We start from the raw sequence: 23,186 nt of genomic DNA on the forward strand, positions 1-23,186 counted from the left end.
TGGCTCATCCCTTGATGAAGGCGAGCAGGTCCGCATTGATCGTCGCCGCTTCCGTGGTCGGCATGCCATGCGGAAAACCCTTGTAGGTTTTCAGGATGCCGTTCTTCAGCAGCTTGGCCGAGAGCGGCGCGGAGTCGGCGTAAGGCACGATCTGGTCGTCATCGCCATGCATGACAAGCACGGGCACGTTGATCTTCTTCAGATCCTCGGTGAAATCGGTCTGCGAGAAGGCGACGATGCCGTCGTAATGTGCCTTGGCGCCGCCCATCATGCCCTGGCGCCACCAATTCTCGATCACGGCCTCGGATGGTTTGGCGCCGGGCCGGTTGTAGCCGTAGAACGGGCCGGACGGGAGATCGCGATAGAAGTTTGAGCGATTGGCCGCGAGTGCGGCCTGCAAGCCGTCGAAGACATCCTTCGGCAGGCCGCCGGGATTGGCAGCCGTCTTCACCATCAGCGGCGGCACTGCGCTGATGATCGCGGCCTTCGCCACCCGGCTCTCGCCGTGGCGGGCAATGTAATGCACCACCTCGCCGCCGCCGGTGGAATGGCCGACGTGCACCGCGTTCTTCAGATCGAGATGCGCCGTCACCGCCGCGAGGTCGTCGGCATAATGGTCCATGTCGTGGCCGTCGCCGACTTGGGCAGAGCGGCCATGGCCACGGCGGTCATGGGCGATGACGCGAAAGCCGTTGTGGAGGAAGAACAGCATCTGCGTGTCCCAGTCGTCCGCCGACAGCGGCCAGCCGTGGCTGAACACGATGGGCTGACCGGAGCCCCAGTCCTTGTAGAAGATGTCGACGCCGTCTCTTGTTGTGATCATGGGCATGGGGAAACTCCTTTTTTGTCTGCACCCGTCATTCCGGGACACGCGCAAGCGTGGACCCGGAATCCAGAAGTTATTCGGCAAGAGATTCTCCGATGTGCGATTGCACATCGTAGTTCGACGCTACGCGTCGCCCCGGAATGACGTAATCAAACGGCCATCGCCGGCCGGTACCGCCGGATCACGCCGATGATCACGATCACGAAGAACACGAGCACGATGCCCTGGGCGACCGCAAAGGGCGGCTCGGCCGGCGGCACGCTCGGCGCCAGCGCATGCAGCGCCGGCACCTTCAGGAACGACTGCACCACCAGCACGAACACATTGAGATAGAGCGCCACCAGCGCGGTCAGCGCGTAGATCCAGCGCCAGGCGCCGCGCAGATTCATGATGTAGAGCGCGAAGCAGGCGATCGCCAGCAGCACCAGCGAGAGCAGGCCGAACAAATGCGACGGTAACATCTTCTCGAACAGCAGCGGCGGAATCACAAAGCCGGTGGCGCTGGTCAGGATCGTCGTCAGCAGGAAGATCGCGGTGAGGCCGGGCTGCCGCTTCGAGCCGAGCATTCCGAACATCACGATGAGGCCTGAGACGATTGCGATCAAACTGATGACGACATGCACGAGAACAAATGTCGCCGTGCTCATACCCAGTATCATGAAGTGCCCCCTTCGTTGGAAACCCGCCGCACGTTACGACGCAGCAAAACAAATTGCCACACGCGTCCGTTGCAGCTTCGGCAACGCAGGCATGTGCGGCAACGCGCGAGGCATCGACGAAAGTCGCAGGCGGATTAAAGCGCCGGCTTCGAGCCGTCGGCGAGAAAGCCGTGCAATGCCGCCACCACTTGCGCGCCCTCGCCGATCGCGCCGCCGACGCGCTTGACCGAGCCGGAGCGGACATCGCCGACCGCGAACACGCCGGGCACCGTGGTTTCCAAAAACGGCACCGAACGCTCGCTAATCTGGCCACCTTGGACGCCGGTGAGAACAAAACCGGCGCGGTCGACCTTGACGCCGCAGCCTTCGAGCCAGCCAGTCGCGGGATCGGCGCCGACGAACAGAAAGAGATTGCGGATGTCGAGGCTCTGCACCTCGTCCGGGGCCAGACGGCTGCGCCAGCGCACGTGCCGCAGCGATGCGTCCTCGCCCTCGAGGCCGACCACTTCAGCGTTGAAGATCAGCTCGATATTGTCAGTCGCTTCGATGCGCTCGATGAGATAGTGCGACATGCTGGCGCCGAGGCCGCCGCCGCGGATGATCATGTAGACTTTCCGCGCATGGCTCGACAAAAACACCGCCGCCTGTCCGGCGGAGTTGCCGCCGCCGACCAACACCACGTCCTGATCGACGCACAGCTTGGCCTCGATCGGCGAGGCCCAGTACCAGACGCCGCGGCCCTCATAGGCGTCGAGGTTTTCGATTTCGGGCCGGCGGTAGCGCGCGCCGCTCGCGACCACGACCGATTTGGCTTTCAGCGACTGCCCGCATTCGGTCGCCAGCGCGAACAAACCATCGGGCTTCGTGCAGTCCAGCGAGCGGATGGAGACCGGGATCAGCATTTCGGCGCCGAATTTCTGCGCCTGGTTGTAGGCCCGCCCGGCCAGCGCCTGGCCGGAAATGCCGGTGGGGAATCCCAGATAGTTCTCAATCCGCGCACTGGCCCCGGCCTGCCCGCCAAAGGCGCGGGAATCGAACACGGCGACCGACAAACCTTCCGACGCCGCATAGACCGCGGTGGCAAGCCCGGCCGGACCGCTGCCGACCACGGCGACATCGTAGAGCTTGTCATGCGCGTGGTTGGTGATCATGCCCATCGCAAGCGCCAGCGAGGTTTCTGACGGATTGCGCAGCACGGTGCCGTCGGGACACACCACCAGCGGCAAATCGCTGCGCGCGGCCGAATAGCGCTCGACGAGATCGGCGGCGTCCTTGTCGGTCTCGGGATCGAGCAGATGATGCGGCTGACCGTTGCGCGTCAAAAAGTTCTGCAAGCGCGCCATGTCGCCGAGCGAGGCCGGCCCGATCAGCACCGGGCCGCCGACGCCGCCCTGGATCAGGCTGACCCGGCGCAGCACCAGCGCGCGCATGATGCGCTCGCCGAGATCGGCTTCGGCCATCAGCAGCGCCCGCAACCGGTCCGGCGGAATCAGCAGCGTCTCGACGTCGCCCTCGGCATGGCCGTCGACCAGCGCGACACGGCCGGAGAGCTGGCCGATCTCGGCCACGAATTGTCCAACGCACTGATCGATGACGGGCGTGACATGGCCGAGGCCGTCGCGCAGCGTGATCGCGACGTGGCCCGACAGCACCACGAACATGCCGGGCCCGGGCTTGCCGGTCTCGAACAGCGCTTCGCCGTGTTTGTAGCTGCGCAATTCGCCGAACCGGCGCATGCGCTCGATTTCGTGCGACGTCAGCGTCGGGAAGGTCTGTTCGTGGCGCGGAAACGCGAAGGAATTTTGGCCGGCCGCCGGACCGGCTGTCGTGGTGTCTGCACTCATCTCGCCACCCAATTAAAATTCAGAGCTTGCGGAGAGCATGTCCCGGACCACCCGGCGAGCGGCCGGGAATTTTCCTGTCCGCTATCGGCCCGGCTTCTCGCCGCCCGCGTCATCTAGGGAGGCATCGGCGCTTTCGGAAGATGCCGCAGCCTCATCGTTGCGCCCCCGCGCCTGCGACTTCCGCCGCTTGAGATTTTCGCGCAGCGCCAGCTTCAAGCGCTGCCGTCGCGAATCCTTCACACCGCCATCGGTTTTTCCCGTGCGCTCGTCTTGATCGTCTTGCATCCTGGGCCCGTCAGGTGTGCCGTCGCGGCACTCTTCTTCTCTCCGGACATATTGGGTTTCGTCCACCCGCCGCGCAATCGCCTCCTTGCCGGACGCGCCACAATGATTCGGCGGCGCTGGCGTCCGGGGTCGGCTGGCGAAATGGAACCGATCGGCCCGAGTTGGCCCGGCTTGAACCCATGAGCCGGCGACCATGCCAATTTTTGCCCGTTTTGGGCCCTTTCGGACCCTTCCGCGTGCTTGCGCCAGAGGGGTCCTTGTGGCAAGAACCGGCCGCCTGTAGGGGCCTTTTGGGCCGATTCTTAATTTTCGGGCATGCTGCCGTAGCTCAGTGGTAGAGCACTCCATTGGTAATGGAGAGGTCGACAGTTCAATCCTGTCTGGCAGCACCATTCCTGGCTCTGAATTGGCTGTGTCTTCATGAGCGAATGCATCGCTCAACTTTTTCCACACGCCACCCCGTCTTCCAATTCGGACATATGATATGCCACCCTTGGGGAAACTTGATCAGTGTGGAATCTGAATGAAAACGAGAACCTCCATTTTGCAACCATCCAAAGTCGCCGCTTTGGCGCTGATCGTTGCAGCCACGAGCGTGGCGCCGGCATCTTCGGCGCCGGCCGCTTCCGACTGTTCGGCATCAACGACACTGGCGAACTGGGGCGAGAACTCGACCGGCGACATTGACATCGCGGCCGGGGAAAGCTGCGTGTTTCCGATCAAGATACGCGGCACGGTGACCAGCTCTGAAATTTCGCAGAAGCCGGCACGCGGCAAGTTGAAGAAGCTCGACGCATCCACTTACGAATACAGGGCGAAGGCGAAATACAAGGGGAGCGACACTTTTGTGATCAAGGCAACGGGCAAGGGGCCGACGGCGTCAGGTACCTCGGTCATTACCGTGAACGCGACGATCAAATAGCCGCATCCTTTTCGATTCCGCGATCTGCTATGTCTTTCGCCCGTCGACTCCAGCGCATGCGCGAACCCCGGGATTCGCATGCGCGAACCCTGGGGATCAACAGGTTGAGACCGCACGCACTCGCATTGATCTTTTGCCTTTTCACGGCCATGCCGGCTTATCCGCAAAGCGATCCCACGCTGGCGCTGCCCCAGCTCACCTTGCAGGTGCCGACCCGCGCGCTCGGAGATCAGTGCCGCAAGATCGAAGCTGATGATCCGCGCGTGCCGGTGTCGCTGCATCGAACCTTCCACGACGATTTCGACGTGCATCCGCTGGTCGAGGCACGGTGGGTGCCGCACTACGCCGGAGGCGCCGCCTGGCCGCAGTCGCGCTACTGGGGCGGCGAAGGTTCCGATTTCAAGCGCAAGACCAGCTATAATGGCGAACAGCAGATTTACGTCGATTCAGTGTATGGCGGGCGGGGCACGGTGCCGCTCGGGCTCGACCCGTTCCGGGTCCGCAATGGCATCCTCTCGATCATCGCCAGCCGGACTCCGCCCGACTTGCGGTCCCTGCTGTTCAACAATGAGTACATCTCGGGCATCCTGACCACGCAGAGCAAGTTCACGCAGAAGTACGGCTATTTCGAAATGCGCTCCAAGATCCCGGCCGGGGTCGGCGTGTGGCCGGCGTTCTGGATGCTCGCAGATGATGGCGGCTGGCCGCCGGAAATCGACGTCATGGAGGGCCGCGGACAGCAGCACGACAACATCGTGATGACCACGCATTGGCGGATCCCGGCCACCGGACGGGTCGAACGTTGCGGGTTCGACTTCATGGTTGCCGATACGCGGAGCGAATTCCATAATTACGGTGTGCTGTGGCAGCGCGATCGCATCATCTATTTCATCGACCGCCAGCCGGTGTCGGAGATCAAGGTCCCGGTCGGCTTCGACGCTCCCATGTACATGATCGTCAACCTTGCGATGGGTTCGAAGACGATGGAGGGCGTCGGATTCGTCGACGGCCTGTCTCCCAATGTCGTGGAATTCGAAATCGACCGGATTTCGGCTTATCAAATTGATACATACTGATCATTGCAACCGGCCGGGACGCGCAAGCCGGCAGCACCGAAGCTGACGGAGAACGTGATGTCCGGGAAATTCTCGCGCCGGCAATTTGCCAAGCTGGCGGGCTTCTCCGCGCTTGGTCTGGCGGCGACATCGGCGAATGCGGCCCCAAAACAAAAAACAGCCGCCGACCCGCACGCCCCTGCCCGTTTCCCGAAAGACTTTCGCTGGGGCACCGCGACGTCGGCCTATCAGATCGAGGGCGCGGTCAACGAGGACGGCCGCGGCCGCTCGATCTGGGACACCTTCGCCCACACCCCGGGCAAGATCGAGGACAAGACCACCGGGGACCGCGCCAACGAACACTATCATCGCTACAAGGAAGACGTCGGCCTGATGCGCGATCTCGGCGTCAAGCACTACCGCTTCTCGATCGCGTGGCCGCGGGTGTTTCCGGAAGGCACCGGCAAACCCAATCCCAAGGGCCTCGATTTCTACAACCGGCTGCTCGACGAACTCCTGGCCAAAGGCATCGAACCCTACGCGACGCTGTATCATTGGGACTTGCCGCAGGCGTTGCAGGACCGCGTCGGCGGCTGGCAGTCCACCGACACCTCGAAAGCGTTCGCGGATTACGCTGGCTATATCGCGGAGCGCTTGACCGACCGCGTCAAAAACATCTTCACGCTGAACGAAGCCGGGCGTTTCCTGAATTTCGGCTACGGATGGGGCATCGACGCGCCCGGCCTCAAACTGCCGAATGCAGAATTGAACCAGGCACGGCATAACGTCGTATTGGGCCACGGCCTTGCGGTGCAGGCGATCCGCGCCCGCGGGCGCGCCGGCACCAAGGTCGGCCCGGCCGAGAACATCGCGACCTGCGTGCCGGCCTTCGACACGCCCGAAAACGTCCGCGCCGCCGAGATCGCGACCCGCGAACTGAACTCAGGCCTGCTCAGCGTGATGCTGGAGGGCAAATACACCGACGGCTTCCTCGAATATGCCGGCAAGGATGCGCCGAAATTCACCGCCGAGGAATTGAAGATCATCGGCTCGCCCAACGATTTCGTCGGCCTCAACATCTACGCGCCGCAATTCTACATCGCAGCGTCAGACAAGAAGCCGGGCTGGTCGGTGCTGCCCTTCCCCGCCTCGTTTCCGCACATGAGCGCCGACTGGCTGCGTATCGGTCCCGAAACGATCTATTGGGCGCCGCGGCTCGCGGCCAAGGTCTGGAACCTGAAGACGATCTACATCACCGAGAACGGCACCTCGTCGGAGGACAAGGTGCATGCCGACGGCAAGATCTACGATCTCGACCGCATCATGTACCTGCGCAACTATTTGCGGCAGCTGCAGCGCGCCGTGGCCGAGGGCGTGCCGGTCCGCGGCTATTTCCTGTGGACCCTGATGGACAATTTCGAATGGATCTATGGCTACGAAAAGCGCTTCGGGCTCGTCCACGTCGATTTTGAAACCCAGCGCCGGACGCCGAAGCTCAGTGCGTCGTTTTATCGCGACGTGGTGACGCGCAACGCGATCGGCGCCTGAAGCCGCTTAGTGATAGCGCACCAGCTGCGGCTGCGGGATTGAATCCTGATGTGATGGCGCGCGGTCACCTTTGACTGCCACAGTCACGGCGGGTTCATGCCGCACGTTCCGCGATGATTCGTGGCTGATGAACATGCTGGCGGCACCGACCATCAAGACGACATAAAGGCCGAAGATGCCACCGACCCAGCGCCAGTAGATCCGGCGGCTGTCGGGGGTAAGGCTTTCGATCAAGCTGCGCATGACTGCCTCCTCCTCGAGGAACTGATTGCGCTGCGTATAGCTTGCACTCCGGCCCCGGTGTGTGACGTACTTCACAGAAGCCCGCATTAAAACGGAGAACCCGTGACCGGTCCGGAACTGAAGAAACTGCGCGAAGACCTCGCTGAGGCAATCGGCCAACCCCTTGGCGTGGCCGACATGGCCAAGCTCTGCGGGCTGCCGCCTGAAGACGGCGCCACCACGATTCGGAAATGGGAGGTCACCGGCCCGAGCGGGCCCGTCGCCGAACTGCTGCGCATCCTGGCGATGGCCAGCGACCGCTATCCGATCCTGGAAATGTTCAACGTGTTCGACCGCCATGACGTCGCTGAAAAGGACCGGCCGGCACGGCGGCAGGCGTTCCGCGAGCAGATGCGCGGCGACGTGCGGCGGCGCATTGCTTAAGGCACAGCTTTCGCGCCGCGCGCCGCGCGCCGAGGGACCCGATTTTAAGGCTTCATTAAGCTTGCCTTAGGACACCGTTAAGCACAGAAAATAAGGCTTCGTTAAGCACAAAAAACGTTTGTTCACCAATGGGTTGGGTAATCGACCGGTGTGCCCGGCAAGTGACAGCATTTTATTCAAAAGCTGTCTAACTGCACGCCATGGACGGCGCCCGGCATGCGGCGCCTCCCAACGATTTTCCGGAGACCCACGACCATGAAGAAGTTCCTGCTCGCTATCGTCGCTCTTGCAGCCCTCGGCGCGACGTCCCCGGCGCTCGGCGCCGACATGGGCGCACGGCCCTACTACAACAAGGCGCCGGCCTATGCCGCGCCGCTCTACAACTGGACCGGCTTCTATCTCGGCGCCCATCTCGGCGGCGCCTTCTCGAGCAGCAACACTTTCAACGGCCTGGTGCTCAGCGACTACAGCGCGCGCCTGCTGGGCGGCGTGCAGGCCGGTGCCGATTATCAGTTCGCGCCGAACTGGGTCATCGGCGCCGAGGGCCAGTACAGCTGGCTCGGCCAGAACAACCTCAGTTCGGTGTTCCCGAACGGCTTCGTCTACAACAACGATCAGCGCGCGATCGCTTCGATCACCGCCCGCGTCGGCTACACCTGGGGCCCGGGCATGCTCTACGTCAAAGGCGGCTACGCCTATTCGAACAATCGCGACACCCTGACCTTTGCCGGCGTGCCGGTCGCGTTCACGCTCGATAAGAATCACAGCAATGGCTACACCGTCGGCGCCGGCGTCGAATACATGTTTGCCCCGAACTGGTCGGCCAAGGCCGAATACATGTACTACGACTTCGGCACCACCCGCTTCGTGACCCCGGTCGCGCTGGTCCCCTTTGGCACCTTCCATAACGACGAGCATACGTTGAAGGTTGGCGTCAATTATCGCTTCAACTTCGCGGGCGGGCGCTACTGATCGCTTCTACAGGGAGGCGCGAAAAGGCCGGCTTGAACGCCGGCCTTTTTGTTTGCGCCATGTTGTTTGCGCAATGGCGTTTTCCAGCGAAGCGGCTGCCGGTTCGCATCAAGAAGATGTGTCAAACTTTCTGCTTTCAAACATTGTTCGATGGCGGGCCAGCGCTCAAATCGCGAAAAGCGTCCGCATTTTCCCGACTTGTTAACCGGGTACCACGATACTGCCGCGCGGGGAATCATCCAGGGATAGCGGGACGGGGCGGCGGCAAATGGCGTTACGATTCAGCATCGGCAAGATCAGGCTTAGGGGTTTCAGCTTTCCGAAATTCGGCGTCAGAGGCAGCCTGTTTGCCGCCTTCGCCGTCATCGCCGGCATGGCGATCGTGATCAGCGCCGGCGCCGGCCTGGTGCTCGGACATCTCGGCGGGGCCATGGTCGACCTGAGCGGACGGGACATCCCGCGCCTTGCGGCCAGCCTGCAATTGTCGGCGGAGAGCGCCAGCCTTGCCAGCCAGGGGCCGGGGCTGCTCGCCTCCCGCAGCGAGGAGATGCTGAACGAACGCTCCAAAAAGATGCAGGAGACCCAGCGCATCACCCTGCAAAGGCTCGCCGAGATCACCAAGCTCGGCGCCAACAAGGATACCGTCGCAGCCCTCGCCGAGACGGTGAAGAACATCGAGGACATGATCAAGAGTCTCGGCGGCGCGGCACGCGAACGGCTGGAAACGGGCGCCCAGCACGAAAAACTGTATGAAGCGCTGCGCACGGCCCAGGCCGCGTTCGTCAAGGCCGCCGCGCCCGCGATGGTCGACGCCCAGACGCAGCTCAGCAGCATCTTCGGCGCCGCCAGCTTCAACCAGGACGAAGCCACCAAGGCGGAGAAAACGGTCGAGCAGATCAGCGACATCATCGCCGCCGGCAATCTGACCGCGTTCAACATGATGGCCGCGCTTTCATCCGAAAGCAGCGACACGCTCGAAACCATCGAGAAGCAAACCCGCCTTACGCAGCAGCGCGTGAAATCGAACCTCGACCAGCTTCCCAAGGGTTCCCTGACGACGGCACTGAGCAACGCCTCGAAAGCCCTGCTGGCGCTCGGCGAAGGCAAGACCGGCGTCTTCAAGGTCCGCCAGAAGGAACTCGACGCCACGGATTACGGCCAGACCATTTTGGAAGAAACCCGCAAGCTCAATGTCGGCCTCGGCATCAGCGTGCAGCAACTGGTGGACGGGGTGCGCGGCGAGACCGACGCCTCGACCCGGCAGGCGGGCAAGGAGATTTCGCTGGCGACCACGGTCATGCTCGCGCTCGGTGCGGCGACCCTGATCGGATCGGTGCTGTTCGTCTGGCTCTATGTCGGCCGCAACATTCTGCGCCGCATCGGCAATCTGCAGCGTTCGATGCAGCTGCTCTCCAGCGGCGATCTCGAAGCGGAAATCTATCAGTCCAGCCAGAAGGACGAGATCGCGGCGATGGCCAATTCGCTGCACGTGTTCCGCGAAAGCATGATCCAGAGCCGGGCGCTCACCGCCGACCAGGACCAGGATCGCATCGCCAAGGCCGAGCGCGCCACCCGCATGGAAACCCACATCGTCGAGTTCGAAACCACGGTGCGCACGGCGCTGGATAGCTTGCAGGAAGCGGCCGGCTCGATGCAGACCACCGCGCAGAGCATGTCGGCGACCGCCGATCAGTCCAGCGCGCTGGTGAGCGCGGTGGCCTCCGCCGCCGAGGAAACCTCGGTCAACGTCCAGACCGTGTCGTCGGGCACCGAGGAACTGTCGTCTTCGATAGAGGAAATCGGCCGCCAGGTCGTCACCTCGGCGGAGATCGCCCGCAAGGCGGTCGAGGAAGCCGGCGCCACCGACGCCACCATGCAGGGCCTGGCCGACAACGCCGCCCGCATCAGCGTGGTGGTCGATTTGATCCAGACCATCGCCTCGCAGACCAATTTGCTGGCGCTGAACGCCACCATCGAAGCCGCCCGCGCCGGCGAAGCCGGCCGCGGCTTCGCCGTGGTCGCCTCCGAGGTGAAGAGCCTCGCCACCCAGACCGCGAAGGCCACCGACGAGATCCGCCAGCAGATCGTCAGCATGCAGACGGTGACGACGACGGCGGTGTCAGCGATCCGCAGCATCTCTACCACGATCGGCGAGATCAACGACGTCACGACCGCGATCGCGGCCGCGGTCGAGGAGCAGGGCGCGGCGACGCGCGAGATCGCGCGCAACATTTCGCATGCCGCCGGCGGCACCAGCGAGGTTTCCAGCAACATCGTCGGAGTCTCCAGCGCCTCGACCGAAGCTGGCTCCGCCGCCAGCGAAGTCTTGACCGCCTCCGGCGCGCTCCGCCGCGAAGCCGACGTGCTGCGCGCGGAAATCGACGCGTTCCTGGGGAATATCCGGGCGGCGTAAAAGGTCCCGTCATTCCGGGGCTATGCGAAGCATAGAACCCGGAATCTCGAGATTCCCCGGGGGCGCAAGTGCGCCCCTGAGGTGCGCATCTTCGATGCGCCCCGGAATGACGGCTCTCTAATACCCATGCCTTTTATCCCGCCGGGCACCCGTTTTTTCGGCTAGCGCCGTACCAATTGTGCGGGTAAGTCGGTGGGATGCACTCGAAAACCGACCCCATTCAGTCCTCCGCCGAGGCCCTGCGATACCCCTGGGAAAATCACCCCGGCCAGGATCAGGTCGTCGAGGTGGTGCCGGGCGTGTTGTGGGTGCGGCTGAAGCTGCCGTTCCGGCTCAATCACGTGAACATCTACCTGCTCGCCGACGGCGACGGCTGGGCGATGATCGATTCCGGGTTCGGCAATGAGGAAACCATCGAAGCCTGGACCACGCTGTTCGAGGGCCCGCTCCGGCACGTGAAAATCTCCCGCCTGATCGTGACCCATTCGCATCCCGATCACGTCGGTCTGGCAGGCTGGGTCACCGAGCGCTTCGACTGTCCCTTGCAGATGTCGCAGGTCGAATATCTGCAGTCGGTCTATCACCAGAACCGCGGCACCGAGGAGCGGCGCAACGCGCAACGGCTGTTCTTCCGCCGTCATGGCATGGACGAGAGCCTGACCGACACGCTGCTGAGCCGTGGCCAGGATTATCTGAAGCAGGTGTCGATCCTGCCGCCGTCCTATCGCCGCATCGCCCATGGCGACGAGATTTCCATCGGCACACGGCGCTTCAAGGTCATCACCGGCGGCGGCCACGCGCTCGACCAGGTGATGCTGTATTGCGCCGCCGATAAATTGTTCCTTTCCGCCGATCAGGTGCTGAGCAAGATCTCGCCCAATGTCAGCGTCTGGGCGGTCGAACCCAACCAGAATTCGCTCGGGGAATATCTGGCCTCGCTGGCGAGCCTGACCACTACGTTGCCCTATGACGTGATGGTGCTGCCCGGCCACGGCGTGCCGTTCTACGGCCTCAAGACCCGGATCAAGCAGCTGGCCGATCATCACGAGGACCGCTGCCGCCTGATCGCCGAAGCCTGCCGGACCGTGCCGCAGACCTCGAAGGAACTGGTGCCGGTCGTGTTCCACAAGCACGTGCTGGACGCCCATCAGATGGGCTTTGCCGCCGGCGAACTGATCGCCCACGTCAACTACATGCTGGTCGAGGGCCGCCTGACCTCTGAAGTCACCGACGGCGTGCTGTACTTCCGGACCACCTGACGCGCCCAACTAATCCATAGCTATTGGGCCTAAAAGAGCGCACGGTCGCGCCATGCTATCCCGGCTGTCGTGCCAGACGAACTTCCACATTGAAGCCTTGCGCAGCGGCGGCATTGATTTGACGCCGTCATGCTGACGCGCGCGGCGCTGCTTTTTGAGAACGGACTGCCTGATCTTCCGACGCTGCTGATCGAGCCGCATCGCAACCCTGGCGGAATTTGGCGCATCAAGTTCAGCTATGAGACGAGCGAGCCGCTTTCGATGAGCGCGGTGCAGGCATCGAATATGGCAACAGCACTTCAAGGGATCGGAGAGGCCGAACTGGCTGACGAGATCGACGGCGCGCTGAAGAGCGCGGTTCGCTATTCGTCGATGTGACTTTTCTGATGTGACCTTCCGAAATGTAACTTTTGTCCCGGGCAATTACGCCCGCAAAGGAAAATAGATGAAAATAATTGTTGCCGCCCTGGCGCTGTGCGCCTTCGCACAGAACGCGTTCGCTGCAAGCCCGGAATGCCGTGCGGTCGAAAGCCACAGCGCACGGCTCGCCTGCTACGACGCGGCGCAGCCTCCGAAAATCGCAACGCCCAAGGAAATATCCAGCGGAAAATTCAAGGAAAAACCCAGGGCGATCGAGAGCGACTCACGGCCCGAGTACAAGGATCCCTTCCTCGCGGAGAATGCCCTCACCACGTCCAAACTGAACAATATCTGTCGCGGCTGCTGAGCCACGGCCGACGCAGAAGGACGACAATGGCCAAAGTGTCGGACTACCGAATCATTACCTTTCAGCGGCAGCCCGGGCTTTGGCGGGCCAATATGACGCCGATCGTCCAGCCCCCGACAATCACACGGGGCGCGGCGATCCGAGGCTTTGTGACGGCGGAGGACAGCAAGTCCGAAGACGACGCCTTGATCGCGGCCAATCGCGCCATCAGGGAACTTGACTCGTAACCGGCTCGGCGGCGCTCTTTGGCCGCTCATGGTTTCAGCCGCACTGTCAAAATACCGGGACCGTAAATCGCAGCTAGCGCGTTGATCGAGATCAAGATTTGCCTTGCCTCGGGTTGATCCCGGAGGCGCGCTAAAATGTGGGATTTCACATAGACACCAAACCTGGAAAAGCTCTAAAAAGAGCCCACGCCGCTCCGGCCGGTTGGTTCCAGGTTTTCGTCAGGTCTTGTGATGGATTACAGCAAATTCTTCTCCGCCGCCCTCAACCGCCTGCATGACGAGCGGCGCTACCGGGTTTTCGCCGACCTCGAGCGGATCGCGGGCCGGTTCCCGCATGCGGTCTGGCACTCGCCGAAGGGCCAGCGCAACGTCGTGATCTGGTGCTCCAACGACTATCTCGGCATGGGCCAGCACCCGAAAGTGGTCGGCGCCATGGTCGAGACCGCGACCCGTGTCGGCACCGGCGCCGGCGGCACCCGCAACATCGCCGGCACCCATCACCCGCTGGTGCAGCTCGAGGCTGAACTGGCCGATCTGCATGGCAAGGAAGCCTCGCTGCTGTTCACTTCGGGCTACGTCTCGAACCAGACCGGCATCGCGACCATCGCCAAGCTGATTCCGAACTGCCTCATTCTCTCCGACGCGCTCAACCACAATTCGATGATCGAAGGCGTGCGCCAGGCCGGCTGCGATCGCCAGATCTTCCGCCACAGCGACATGGCGCATCTGGAAGAGCTGTTGATCGCCGCAGGCCCCGACCGGCCCAAGCTGATCGCCTGCGAGAGCCTTTATTCGATGGACGGCGACATCGCGCCGCTCGCCAGGATCTGCGATCTCGCCGAAAAATACGGCGCGATGACCTATGTGGACGAAGTGCACGCGGTGGGCATGTACGGCCCGCGCGGCGGCGGCATCGCCGAACGCGACGGCGTCATGCACCGCATCGACGTGCTCGAAGGCACGCTTGCGAAAGCCTTCGGCTGCCTCGGCGGCTACATCGCCGGGAAGGCCGACATCATCGATGCCGTCCGTTCCTATGCACCGGGCTTCATCTTTACCACAGCGCTGCCGCCGGCGATCTGCTCGGCCGCGACAGCGGCAATCCGCCACCTGAAAAACTCGGCCTGGGAGCGCGAGCGCCACCAGGACCGCGCCGCCCGCGTCAAGGCGATCCTGAACGCCGCGGGCCTGCCCGTGATGTCGAGCGAGACCCACATCGTGCCCCTGTTCGTCGGCGACCCCGAGAACTGCAAGAGGGCCTCCGACATCCTGCTCGAAGAGCACGGCATTTACATCCAGCCGATCAACTATCCGACCGTCGCCAAGGGAACCGAGCGCTTGAGGATCACGCCCTCGCCCTACCATGATGACGGCCTGATCGATCACCTGGCCGAAGCGCTGCTGCAGGTCTGGGAGCGCCTCGGCCTGCCGCTGAAGCAGAAATCGCTGGCGGCCGAGTAACCCTACTCCGAACTCCCGGAAATCGGGCCGGTAGCGCGATGCGCTGCCGGCCCAATGCGTTTATACTGTCAGTTCCGGTCCGGCGCGGCCGAACAGAGGCCGGGAAGGGAGACAGGCAGCAATGCTGCACGACTGGGGCGTGATCGCCGCCGCATTCGCGTATATCGGACTGCTGTTCTTCGTCGCCAGCTATGGCGACCGCCTGTCGCCGAGCCAACGCGGCCGCGCCAGCATGATGATCTATCCGCTGTCGCTGGCGATCTACTGCACCTCCTGGACCTTCTTCGGCTCGGTCGGCTTCGCCAGCCGCACCAGCGTCGATTTCCTCGCGATCTATGTCGGCCCGATCCTGATGATCGGACTATGCACGCCGCTGCTGCGCCGCGTGATCCAGCTGGCCAAATCGCAGAACATCACCTCGATCGCCGACTTCATCGCCGCCCGTTACGGCAAGAGCCAGGCGGTCGCCGCGACCGTGGCCGTCATCGCGATTGTCGGATCGGTCCCCTATATCGCGCTGCAGCTCAAGGCGATGTCGTCGTCGCTGGAGACGATCCTGAGCGAGGACAAGCTGTTCTCCTCGATTCCGCTGATCGGCGACATCGCGCTGGTGGTGACGCTGGCGATGGCCGTTTTCGCCGTGCTGTTCGGAACCCGGCAGACCGACGCCACCGAGCACCAGCACGGGTTGATGCTGGCGGTCGCCACCGAATCCATCGTCAAGCTGGTGGCGTTTCTCGCCGCCGGCCTCTTCGTCACCTTCTGGATGTTCTCGCCGGTCGAACTGATCGAACGCGCGATGAAAACGCCGGAAGCGATGCGCGCGATCAACTACACGCCTTCGATCGGCAATTTCCTGACCATGACGCTGCTGTCGTTCTGCGCGATCATGCTGCTGCCACGGCAGTTTCACGTCAGCGTGGTCGAGAATTCCAGCATCGACGAGGTCAATCGTGCACGCTGGCTGTTTCCGCTCTACCTGGTCGCCATCAATCTGTTCGTGATCCCGATCGCCATCGCCGGCCTCGTCACCTTCCCGTTCGGCGCTGTCGACAGCGACATGTACGTACTGGCGCTGCCGATCGAGGGAAACGCTCCCTTGCTCAGCATCATCGTCTTTGTCGGCGGCCTGTCGGCCGCGACCGCGATGGTGATCGTGGAATGCGTGGCACTTTCGATCATGGTTTCGAACGACATCGTGTTGCCGCTGGTGTTGCAGCGGAGCCCGCGGGCGCGCCCGGGCCGGCAGGATTTCGGCGACTTCCTGCTCAAGGTGCGGCGCTTTGCGATCTTCGCCATTATGGTGATGGCCTATTTCTACTATCGCGCGCTCGGCAGCACCCAACTGGCCGCGATCGGGCTGCTGTCGTTCGCCGCCCTCGCCCAGCTCGCGCCGGCCTTCTTCGGCGGCCTGTTCTGGCGGCAGGGCACCGCGCGCGGCGCCATGGGCGGCATGCTGGCCGGCGTCGCCGTGTGGATCTACACGCTGTTCGTGCCGAGCTTCCTCGAAACCACCACGGCGGGGCTGCAATTCCTGCAGCACGGACCATTCGGCATCGAGGCGCTCCGCCCGCGGGCGCTGTTCGGCGCTGATCTGCCGCCGCTGATGCATGGCGTGCTTTGGTCGCTCGGGCTCAACATCCTGACCTACGTCGTGATGTCGCTGGCGCGCCAGCCGTCGTCGATCGAACGGTTGCAGGCCGACCTGTTCGTGCCGAGCACGCTGACGCCGATTACGCCGACCTTCCGGCGCTGGCGCACCACGGTCACGGTGCAGGATATCCAGAGCACGGTGGCGCAATATCTCGGCCCCGACCGCGCCCGCCAGGCGTTCGAGACCTTTACCGCCGAGCATCCCGGTCATCTCGATCCCGCCGCGCCCGCCGACTTCGAATTGCTGCAGCATGCCGAGCGCCTGATCGCGTCCTCGATCGGGGCGGCCTCCTCGCGCCTCGTGATGTCGCTGCTGCTGCGCAAGCGCACCGTCTCCGCCAAGGCCGCGCTGAAGCTGCTCGACGATTCCCACGCCGCGCTGCATTTCAACCGTGAGATCCTGCAGACCGCGCTGAACCATGTGCGCCAGGGCATTGCGGTATTCGACGCCGATCTGCAGCTGATCTGCTCGAACGCCCAGTTCGGCGAAATCCTGGCGCTGCCGCCGCATCTGGTGCAACTCGGGATTCCCTTGCAGGAAATCCTCGAATTCATGGACGCCGTCAGCCCGCCCGGCTCCGGCAACAGCGACGCCCTGCTGGCGCTACGGCTGAAAGCCTACACCACCGAGGGCGAGCCCTATCTGGAACGCCTGCCCGACCGGCACATGGTGATCGAGGTCCGCTCCAACCGGATGCCGGGCGGCGGGCTCGTGATCACCTTCTCCGACGTCACGCCGAGCTTCGAGGCCGCGGAAGCGCTGGAGCGCGCCAATGCGACACTGGAGAAGCGGGTGCGGGACCGCACCGAGGAACTCACCCGGCTGAATTCCGAACTGGCGCTGGCCAAGAGCACCGCCGAGGACGCCAACATCTCGAAGACGCGGTTTCTCGCGGCCGCCAGCCACGACATCCTGCAGCCGCTGAACGCGGCGCGGCTTTATGTCACGAGCCTGGTCGAGCGCCAGAGCGGCGGCGAGGATTCGCGCCTGGTCGAGAACATCGACGACTCGCTGGAGGCGATCGAGGAAATCCTCGGCGCGCTGCTGGACATCTCGCGGCTCGACGCCGGCGCGATGACCACCTCGATCACCAGCTTCAAGATGGCCGACCTGATGCGGTCGCTGGAAATCGAATTCGCCCCGATCGCCCGCGCCAAGGGGCTCAAGCTGACCTTCGTGCCGTGCTCGCTGCCGGTCGAATCCGACCGCGCGCTGCTGCGCCGGCTGCTGCAGAACTTCATATCCAACGCCATCAAATATACCCCGCGCGGACGGGTGCTGGTCGGCTGTCGCCGCCGCGGGCAAACCCTGCAGATCGGCATCTATGATACCGGCGTCGGAATTCCCGTGCAGAAGCGCGGCGAGATCTTCAAGGAGTTCCACCGTCTCGAACAGGGCGCGCGGATCGCGCGCGGGCTCGGCCTCGGGCTCTCGATCGTCGAGCGGCTGGCGCGGGTGCTCAACCACGGCATCGCGCTATCAGCCAATGCCGGCGGCGGCTCGGTCTTCTCGGTGACGGTGCCGGTCGCCAAGGCGGTCAACTATACTGCTGCGGTCACCAGCGCGACGCCGCTCTCGAAAACGCCGATGAGCGGCGCATTGATCGTCTGCATCGAAAACGATCCGGCGATCCTCGATGGCATGAAGACACTGCTGACGGCGTGGGACGCCGAGGTGATCGCGGTGGCCGACCCCGAGGCTGCGATCGCCGCGATCGAGACGTCAGGCGGAAGCGTCACCGGCCTTCTGGTCGACTATCACCTCGACCGCGGCAACGGCGTCGCCGCGATCCGCGAGATCCGCCGCCGTTTCGGCGAGAACATTCCGGCCATCCTGATCACCGCGGACCGCAGTCCGAATGTGCGGGCGGCCGCGCGCGAGGAAAATATCGCGGTGCTGAACAAGCCGGTCAAACCGGCATCGCTCCGGGCGCTGCTCGGCCAGTGGCGCGCCCAGCAGCTGGTCGCGGCGGAGTAGGCGAAAGCCGTAGCGCGGGCTCGTACCAACCATCACCAGTTCATCGTCGTCCCGACCATCCGAGCCAATTCCGGATCGTCGAAGTTCGCGGCCGTCGTGACGGCGCCTGCCGCGACCATGTCAGCATGAGCAAGGCTCGTTCTTATCCCGATCGTCGCAATACCTGCGGCCGCGGCGGATTGAATGCCGGAGCGGGAATCCTCGAATGCGATCGACAGGGCGGCTGAAGCGCCCGCCGCGCGCAGACCTTCCAGATACGGCATCGGATGCGGCTTGCCTTGGGCAAGTTCATCGCCGATGACGAGCGCCTTGAACCGATCCGTGATCCCAAGTCCGGAGAGCAACATCTCGGCGTTCAGCCGCGGCGCGTTGGTCACCGCGACCATGGGGATGCCGGCGCGATCCGCGCGCGCAAGCAGCGCCATCAGGCCGGGCAATGGCTGGATTTTCCCGGCAACGAGCTTGCGGAAGGTTGCCTCCTTCTCGCCGATGATCGCCGTCTGGCGCGTCGGCGGTTCCTCGGCGAGAAACCGCGCGCTGATCGAGGCGTTGGAGAAGCCCTGAAGCTCTTTGGTGAAGCGCGCCTGATCAAAGGTGTGACCGCGGGGACCCAGGACCTGATTGAACGCTTCCAGATGAAGCGCATCGGTGTCGGCCAGCGTGCCGTCAATGTCGAACAGCAGCGCTTTCCCTGATGCTGGCGGCATTCGGATTGCTTTGCCGTTACGCCGTCGGCGTACCCTGGCGCCACTGGCCGCCGGAGATTTTCGCGGCGGCGATCACGGCCTGGGTGCGGCTTTCGACGCCGAGCTTCTGCAGGATCGCCGAGACATGCGCCTTGATGGTCGCTTCCGAGACGCCGAGCTCATAGGCGATCTGCTTGTTGAGCAGCCCCTCCGACAGCATCATCAGCACCCTCACCTGCTGCGGGGTCAGCGTCACCAGCCGGTCGCGCAGCCGGGTCATGTCCGGATCGACGGCGGCAGTCAGATCGATGTCCTGCGGAACCCAGACGTCGCCCTCCATCACCTTCATGATGGCATCGCGCAGCGTCTCGACCCCGAAGCGCTTGGGAATGAAGCCGGAGGCGCCGAAATCGAGCGACCGTCGGATGGTGGCGCCATCGTCGCTGGCGGAAACAATCACGACCGGAATCGCCGGATATTGCGCGCGCAGGTAAATCAGGCCGGAGAAGCCCGAGATCCCCGGCATGGTCAGATCGAGCAGGATCAGATCCACGTCGGAGTCCCGCTCCAGCAGCGCCGTGAGGTCGTCGAACGAGCCCGCCTCGCTGATCACGGCCGAGCTGACGACACTCGCGACCGCTTGCCGCAGGGCGTCGCGGAACAGCGGGTGGTCATCGGCGATGACGAGATGGGTGCTGGCAACGGTCGTCATGGATGTCTCGCAATCGGCTTGCGGTAAGCCCGTAATCGCTTTGTCTCCCGGCAGGCGGCCACGTGCAAGAGCGCAATCCTATCACGTCTGAAAGCAGTTAATCCGCCCGCTTGTGCGCCGCAATAGTGCGGGCCAGACCGACCCGATCCGGGTCAGGATCGACGGTGCCGGGATGCCCGACGCCACTGTTGCAGCCGTGCAAAGGGCCAAAAGTCGTATTGGGGCAGGTTTCACGGGGATGTTACCGTAAGACGAAGCCCACAGCTCAATCCGGCCAAGTTCGGCGACGGGCGGACTTTGCATCAATAGATATTCAGGGGAGCGATCGAAATGTCCACAATGGCTGCAACACCCACGCGCGCGGGGGGAATGACGAAGGACGAGCGTTTCGTCATTCTCGCTTCGTCACTCGGTACCGTCTTCGAATGGTACGATTTTTATCTGTTCGGTTCGCTTGCCAGCGTGATTGGCGCGCAATTCTTCGGCGTCATTGATCCCGCAACAAACCAGCCGATGTTCAACCAGGCCACCCGCGACATCTTCGCGCTGCTGGCGTTCGCCGCGGGCTTCATCGTCCGCCCGTTCGGCGCCATCGTGTTCGGCCGCGTCGGCGACATCGTCGGCCGCAAATACACCTTCCTCGTCACCATTCTGATCATGGGCCTGTCGACTTTCATCGTCGGCATCCTGCCCAACGCAGCGACCATCGGCATCGCGGCGCCGATCATCCTGATCGGCTTGCGACTGCTGCAGGGCCTCGCGCTCGGCGGCGAATATGGCGGCGCGGCGACCTACGTGGCCGAACATGCCCCGATGGGCAAACGGGGCTACTACACCTCGTTCATCCAGACCACGGCAACGCTGGGCCTGTTCCTGTCGCTGCTGGTGATCTTGTTCACCCGAACGGCGCTAGGCGAGCCTGACTTCGCCGCATGGGGTTGGCGCATTCCGTTCCTGGTTTCGGTGGTGCTGCTCGGCATCTCGGTCTGGATCCGGTTGCGGCTCAATGAATCGCCGGTGTTCCAGAAGATGAAGGACGAGGGCAAGAGCTCCAAGGCTCCGCTGACCGAAGCCTTCGCCAACTGGAGCAACGCCAAGATCGTCATTATCGCGCTGATCGGTGGCGTGATGGGCCAGGGCGTGGTCTGGTACACGGGCCAGTTCTACGCGCTGTTCTTCATGCAATCGATCCTCAAGGTCGACGGTTACACCGCCAACCTGCTGATCGCCTGGTCGTTGCTGTTCGGCACCGGCTTCTTCATCGTGTTCGGCGCGCTGTCCGACAAGATCGGCCGCAAGCCGATCATTCTGGCAGGCTGCCTGATCGCGGCACTGACCTTCTTCCCGATCTTCAAGATGATCACCAGCAACGCCAACCCGGCGCTGGAAAAGGCCATCGAGACGGTCAAGGTCGAGGTGGTCGCCGATGCCAAGGCCTGCGGCGATCTGTTCAACCCGGTCGGCACCCGCGTCTTCACCGCGCCTTGCGACACCGCTCGCGCCTATCTCGCCCAGCAGTCGGTCAAGTATACGACCCGCTATGAAGGCACCGGCGTGAAGGTCGTCGTCAACGGCAAGGACGTGGCTTACACGGATGCCAAGACATCGAACCCGGCGGTGCTGGCGGCGGTGCAGGGCGCAGGCTATCCGAAGGCCGGCGACGCCCAGATCGTGAAGATGGCGCACCCGTTCGACATCTTCAAACCGCGGGTTGCGGCGGTGATCGGGCTGTTGTTCATCCTGGTGATCTTCGTCACCATGGTGTACGGGCCGATCGCGGCGATGCTGGTCGAACTGTTCCCGACCAAGATCCGCTACACCTCGATGTCGCTGCCCTACCACATCGGCAACGGCTGGTTCGGCGGTCTCTTGCCCGCTACCTCGTTCGCGATCGTGGCTTCGACCGGCGATATCTACGCAGGTCTCTGGTACCCGATCATCTTCGCATCGATCACCGCGGTCGTCGGCTTCTTCTTCCTGCCGGAGACCAAGGACGTCGACATCACGAAGTAACCAGGTTTCGTCCGGCGGGCAGCCGCCGGACGATCACAACACGAACCGGCCGCGGAGAGATCCGCGGCCGGTTTTACTTTTGGCTGGCGCGAATCAAGCCGTGACACCGATAAACTGCAGCACGATCTCGCGCCGATGCGGCCGCGCCCGGTGCTCGATCAGATAGATCGCCTGCCATGTTCCGAGCGCCAGCGCCCCGCGCAGCACCGGGACCTGCAGCGAGGTCGCGGTCAGCATGGTCTTGATGTGCGCGGGCATGTCATCGGGGCCTTCGGTGTCATGGCGCCATCCGGCATTTTCGGGCGCGGCCCGGTTGAGCGCCGTCGTCAGATCATCGAGCACCGTCGGATCGGCATTTTCCTGGATCGTCAGCGACGCCGAGGTGTGACGGATGAACAGCGTCACCGCCCCTTCGCGCGCGCCGGCCTCGCGCACGAATTTTGCGATCTCGGCCGTGAGGTCGGTAAAGCCTGCTCCTGATGTTTGCACAGTCAGCTGCGAGGAGACGATGGTCGTCGCGGTGACGCTGGAGGGTGGCGTGCGGGAGAGCGATTTGGGTTGGGACACGTATTATCTCTCCACACGTCGTCCCTGCGGACGCAGGGACCCATACTCCGCGGGCTCTCGATGAAAGCCGCTCGGAGTTGACACCTTTCGTAAACAAGCAACGGCTGTGGTTATGGGTCCCTGCGTTCGCAGGGACGACAGGCCGCAACAGCCGTTTCAAATCCTGCCGTTGACGTCCTTCTGCACGCGGTTGGCCATCTCGATCAACCGCTTCCAGGCCCGCTCCAGGAACGACATCATGCGATCCATGTCGCGATCGCTCGGCAGCGGAATTTCGATCTTGCGTTCGCCCTCCGCGATCTTGGGCTCGTTCTTGGGCTCGCTCTTCTTCAGCGAGTCGGATTTCGGCATCGGCTCTTCGATCTTGCCGGCAACGGTCGGCTCGCGCGAAGCAAGGTCGCTCCTGAGCTTTTCATTATCGGCCTGCAGCCGGCCGATCTCCGCATCCAGCGCCGCACGCTCATCGGGCACCGCGTAACAGGCCCAGCCCGCGCCCGAATTGCTGCAGGTCGAAATCGCGCCGGTTCGGGTATCGAGCCGCAGCACGCCATCCGGCGTCGAGGACAGCGCATAACGGCCGTTCTCGGTATCCGGCATCGCCTTCGGAGGCGCGGCGCCGGCGCCGGCAACACCCAGCGCCAGCACGGCCACCACCGAGAGAAACAATCTGCAGTGAAGCATTCTGGAGGACGACGCTGTGCTCATGGGCTTGC

At 63.4% G+C, this 23,186-nt stretch carries 23 protein-coding genes and 1 tRNA gene; 14 read left to right on the top strand and 10 right to left on the bottom strand.

Features of this window, described 5'->3' with window-relative positions; translation table 11 throughout:
* Window positions 1–4: 4 nt before the first annotated feature.
* From ABIE49_RS17315 to ABIE49_RS17330, 4 genes are all read right to left on the bottom strand, one after another.
* Window positions 5–829, bottom strand: a complete 825-nt coding sequence (locus ABIE49_RS17315; RefSeq protein ID WP_192735340.1) for an alpha/beta fold hydrolase — start codon at window positions 827–829, stop codon at window positions 5–7.
* 146 nt (window positions 830–975) lie between these two features.
* Window positions 976–1,485 carry a hypothetical protein gene (locus tag ABIE49_RS17320; RefSeq protein ID WP_192735341.1) on the bottom strand — a complete coding sequence of 170 codons (510 nt, stop codon included), beginning with the start codon at window positions 1,483–1,485 and terminating at the stop codon, window positions 976–978.
* Between the two features lie 134 nt (window positions 1,486–1,619).
* On the bottom strand, window positions 1,620–3,329 hold the full coding sequence (locus ABIE49_RS17325) for an FAD-dependent oxidoreductase (protein WP_192735342.1): 1,710 nt from the start codon (window positions 3,327–3,329) through the stop codon (window positions 1,620–1,622).
* A gap of 81 nt (window positions 3,330–3,410) precedes the next feature.
* A complete protein-coding gene (locus tag ABIE49_RS17330; RefSeq protein ID WP_354066856.1) occupies window positions 3,411–3,680 on the bottom strand; it encodes a hypothetical protein in 270 nt (89 codons plus the stop codon).
* 251 nt (window positions 3,681–3,931) lie between these two features.
* Here ABIE49_RS17330 and ABIE49_RS17335 point away from each other — a divergent pair.
* Window positions 3,932–4,006: transfer RNA gene (locus tag ABIE49_RS17335), tRNA-Thr, on the top strand.
* Between the two features lie 115 nt (window positions 4,007–4,121).
* Here the strand turns inward: ABIE49_RS17335 and ABIE49_RS17340 are convergent.
* Window positions 4,122–4,298, bottom strand: a complete 177-nt coding sequence (locus ABIE49_RS17340; RefSeq protein WP_354066857.1) for a hypothetical protein — start codon at window positions 4,296–4,298, stop codon at window positions 4,122–4,124.
* A gap of 25 nt (window positions 4,299–4,323) precedes the next feature.
* Here ABIE49_RS17340 and ABIE49_RS17345 point away from each other — a divergent pair, with 25 nt between their 5' ends.
* The 3 genes from ABIE49_RS17345 (at window position 4,324) to ABIE49_RS17355 (ending at window position 7,139) form a co-directional block, all read left to right on the top strand.
* Entirely contained in the window at window positions 4,324–4,536 is a 213-nt protein-coding gene (locus ABIE49_RS17345; protein WP_354066858.1) for a hypothetical protein, read from the top strand.
* Between the two features lie 104 nt (window positions 4,537–4,640).
* Window positions 4,641–5,612 carry a glycoside hydrolase family 16 protein gene (locus ABIE49_RS17350; RefSeq protein ID WP_502915911.1) on the top strand — a complete coding sequence of 324 codons (972 nt, stop codon included), beginning with the start codon at window positions 4,641–4,643 and terminating at the stop codon, window positions 5,610–5,612.
* A gap of 57 nt (window positions 5,613–5,669) precedes the next feature.
* On the top strand, window positions 5,670–7,139 hold the full coding sequence (locus ABIE49_RS17355) for a GH1 family beta-glucosidase (RefSeq protein ID WP_192735344.1): 1,470 nt from the start codon (window positions 5,670–5,672) through the stop codon (window positions 7,137–7,139).
* Between the two features lie 6 nt (window positions 7,140–7,145).
* Here ABIE49_RS17355 and ABIE49_RS17360 read toward each other — a convergent pair whose 3' ends face one another.
* Window positions 7,146–7,382 (bottom strand): hypothetical protein, encoded by a 237-nt coding sequence (locus ABIE49_RS17360; protein WP_192735345.1) that lies wholly within the window; start codon window positions 7,380–7,382, stop codon window positions 7,146–7,148.
* A 102-nt stretch (window positions 7,383–7,484) separates the two neighbouring features.
* Between ABIE49_RS17360 and ABIE49_RS17365 the strand changes: the two genes are divergently transcribed.
* From ABIE49_RS17365 to ABIE49_RS17405, 9 genes are all read left to right on the top strand, one after another.
* Window positions 7,485–7,805, top strand: coding sequence for a helix-turn-helix domain-containing protein (locus ABIE49_RS17365; RefSeq protein ID WP_192735346.1), 321 nt, complete (start codon window positions 7,485–7,487; stop codon window positions 7,803–7,805).
* A gap of 255 nt (window positions 7,806–8,060) precedes the next feature.
* The gene (locus tag ABIE49_RS17370) at window positions 8,061–8,777 is read left to right on the top strand and encodes an outer membrane protein (RefSeq protein ID WP_192735347.1); all 717 of its coding nucleotides are present in this window, start codon (window positions 8,061–8,063) and stop codon (window positions 8,775–8,777) included.
* Between the two features lie 268 nt (window positions 8,778–9,045).
* Window positions 9,046–11,190 carry a methyl-accepting chemotaxis protein gene (locus ABIE49_RS17375; protein WP_192735348.1) on the top strand — a complete coding sequence of 715 codons (2,145 nt, stop codon included), beginning with the start codon at window positions 9,046–9,048 and terminating at the stop codon, window positions 11,188–11,190.
* Between the two features lie 197 nt (window positions 11,191–11,387).
* Window positions 11,388–12,449 (top strand): MBL fold metallo-hydrolase, encoded by a 1,062-nt coding sequence (locus ABIE49_RS17380; RefSeq protein ID WP_192735349.1) that lies wholly within the window; start codon window positions 11,388–11,390, stop codon window positions 12,447–12,449.
* A 129-nt stretch (window positions 12,450–12,578) separates the two neighbouring features.
* Entirely contained in the window at window positions 12,579–12,827 is a 249-nt protein-coding gene (locus ABIE49_RS17385; RefSeq protein ID WP_192735350.1) for a hypothetical protein, read from the top strand.
* Window positions 12,828–12,894: 67 nt separating this feature from the next.
* Window positions 12,895–13,176, top strand: coding sequence for a hypothetical protein (locus ABIE49_RS17390; RefSeq protein ID WP_192735351.1), 282 nt, complete (start codon window positions 12,895–12,897; stop codon window positions 13,174–13,176).
* Between the two features lie 26 nt (window positions 13,177–13,202).
* Window positions 13,203–13,403 carry a hypothetical protein gene (locus tag ABIE49_RS17395; RefSeq protein ID WP_192735352.1) on the top strand — a complete coding sequence of 67 codons (201 nt, stop codon included), beginning with the start codon at window positions 13,203–13,205 and terminating at the stop codon, window positions 13,401–13,403.
* Window positions 13,404–13,634: 231 nt separating this feature from the next.
* Complete coding sequence (gene hemA, locus ABIE49_RS17400) at window positions 13,635–14,864, top strand: 5-aminolevulinate synthase (RefSeq protein ID WP_192735353.1); 1,230 nt, start codon at window positions 13,635–13,637, stop codon at window positions 14,862–14,864.
* Window positions 14,865–14,985: 121 nt separating this feature from the next.
* Window positions 14,986–18,495 (top strand): PAS domain-containing hybrid sensor histidine kinase/response regulator, encoded by a 3,510-nt coding sequence (locus ABIE49_RS17405; protein WP_192735354.1) that lies wholly within the window; start codon window positions 14,986–14,988, stop codon window positions 18,493–18,495.
* A gap of 32 nt (window positions 18,496–18,527) precedes the next feature.
* Here ABIE49_RS17405 and ABIE49_RS17410 read toward each other — a convergent pair whose 3' ends face one another.
* Both ABIE49_RS17410 and ABIE49_RS17415 read right to left on the bottom strand, forming a co-directional pair.
* On the bottom strand, window positions 18,528–19,202 hold the full coding sequence (locus ABIE49_RS17410; RefSeq protein WP_192735355.1) for an HAD family hydrolase: 675 nt from the start codon (window positions 19,200–19,202) through the stop codon (window positions 18,528–18,530).
* Window positions 19,203–19,218: 16 nt separating this feature from the next.
* Complete coding sequence (locus tag ABIE49_RS17415) at window positions 19,219–19,893, bottom strand: response regulator (RefSeq protein ID WP_192735356.1); 675 nt, start codon at window positions 19,891–19,893, stop codon at window positions 19,219–19,221.
* A 330-nt stretch (window positions 19,894–20,223) separates the two neighbouring features.
* Between ABIE49_RS17415 and ABIE49_RS17420 the strand changes: the two genes are divergently transcribed.
* Entirely contained in the window at window positions 20,224–21,906 is a 1,683-nt protein-coding gene (locus ABIE49_RS17420; RefSeq protein WP_192735357.1) for an MFS transporter, read from the top strand.
* 93 nt (window positions 21,907–21,999) lie between these two features.
* Here ABIE49_RS17420 and ABIE49_RS17425 read toward each other — a convergent pair whose 3' ends face one another.
* Entirely contained in the window at window positions 22,000–22,473 is a 474-nt protein-coding gene (locus tag ABIE49_RS17425) for a secondary thiamine-phosphate synthase enzyme YjbQ (protein WP_192735358.1), read from the bottom strand.
* 156 nt (window positions 22,474–22,629) lie between these two features.
* A complete protein-coding gene (locus ABIE49_RS17430) occupies window positions 22,630–23,178 on the bottom strand; it encodes a hypothetical protein (protein ID WP_354066859.1) in 549 nt (182 codons plus the stop codon).
* Between the last annotated feature and the right edge of the window lie 8 nt (window positions 23,179–23,186).

The organism is Bradyrhizobium sp. OAE829 (genome assembly GCF_040546575.1).
Classification (GTDB): domain Bacteria; phylum Pseudomonadota; class Alphaproteobacteria; order Rhizobiales; family Xanthobacteraceae; genus Bradyrhizobium.

Excerpts from the sequence above, each read along its gene's own strand:
- ABIE49_RS17405 (WP_192735354.1), top strand. The coding sequence starts at position 14,986 with ATGCTGCACGACTGGGGCGTGATCGCCGCCGCATTCGCGTATATCGGA.
- ABIE49_RS17370 (WP_192735347.1), top strand. The coding sequence starts at position 8,061 with ATGAAGAAGTTCCTGCTCGCTATCGTCGCTCTTGCAGCCCTCGGCGCG.
- ABIE49_RS17355 (WP_192735344.1), top strand. The coding sequence starts at position 5,670 with ATGTCCGGGAAATTCTCGCGCCGGCAATTTGCCAAGCTGGCGGGCTTC.
- ABIE49_RS17390 (WP_192735351.1), top strand. The coding sequence starts at position 12,895 with ATGAAAATAATTGTTGCCGCCCTGGCGCTGTGCGCCTTCGCACAGAAC.
- ABIE49_RS17315 (WP_192735340.1), bottom strand. The coding sequence starts at position 829 with ATGCCCATGATCACAACAAGAGACGGCGTCGACATCTTCTACAAGGAC.
- ABIE49_RS17325 (WP_192735342.1), bottom strand. The coding sequence starts at position 3,329 with ATGAGTGCAGACACCACGACAGCCGGTCCGGCGGCCGGCCAAAATTCC.
- ABIE49_RS17320 (WP_192735341.1), bottom strand. The coding sequence starts at position 1,485 with ATGATACTGGGTATGAGCACGGCGACATTTGTTCTCGTGCATGTCGTC.
- ABIE49_RS17340 (WP_354066857.1), bottom strand. The coding sequence starts at position 4,298 with ATGTCGCCGGTCGAGTTCTCGCCCCAGTTCGCCAGTGTCGTTGATGCC.
- ABIE49_RS17415 (WP_192735356.1), bottom strand. The coding sequence starts at position 19,893 with ATGACGACCGTTGCCAGCACCCATCTCGTCATCGCCGATGACCACCCG.
- hemA (WP_192735353.1), top strand. The coding sequence starts at position 13,635 with ATGGATTACAGCAAATTCTTCTCCGCCGCCCTCAACCGCCTGCATGAC.
- ABIE49_RS17395 (WP_192735352.1), top strand. The coding sequence starts at position 13,203 with ATGGCCAAAGTGTCGGACTACCGAATCATTACCTTTCAGCGGCAGCCC.
- ABIE49_RS17385 (WP_192735350.1), top strand. The coding sequence starts at position 12,579 with ATGCTGACGCGCGCGGCGCTGCTTTTTGAGAACGGACTGCCTGATCTT.
- ABIE49_RS17420 (WP_192735357.1), top strand. The coding sequence starts at position 20,224 with ATGTCCACAATGGCTGCAACACCCACGCGCGCGGGGGGAATGACGAAG.
- ABIE49_RS17430 (WP_354066859.1), bottom strand. The coding sequence starts at position 23,178 with ATGAGCACAGCGTCGTCCTCCAGAATGCTTCACTGCAGATTGTTTCTC.
- ABIE49_RS17410 (WP_192735355.1), bottom strand. The coding sequence starts at position 19,202 with ATGCCGCCAGCATCAGGGAAAGCGCTGCTGTTCGACATTGACGGCACG.
- ABIE49_RS17375 (WP_192735348.1), top strand. The coding sequence starts at position 9,046 with ATGGCGTTACGATTCAGCATCGGCAAGATCAGGCTTAGGGGTTTCAGC.
- ABIE49_RS17360 (WP_192735345.1), bottom strand. The coding sequence starts at position 7,382 with ATGCGCAGCTTGATCGAAAGCCTTACCCCCGACAGCCGCCGGATCTAC.
- ABIE49_RS17380 (WP_192735349.1), top strand. The coding sequence starts at position 11,388 with ATGCACTCGAAAACCGACCCCATTCAGTCCTCCGCCGAGGCCCTGCGA.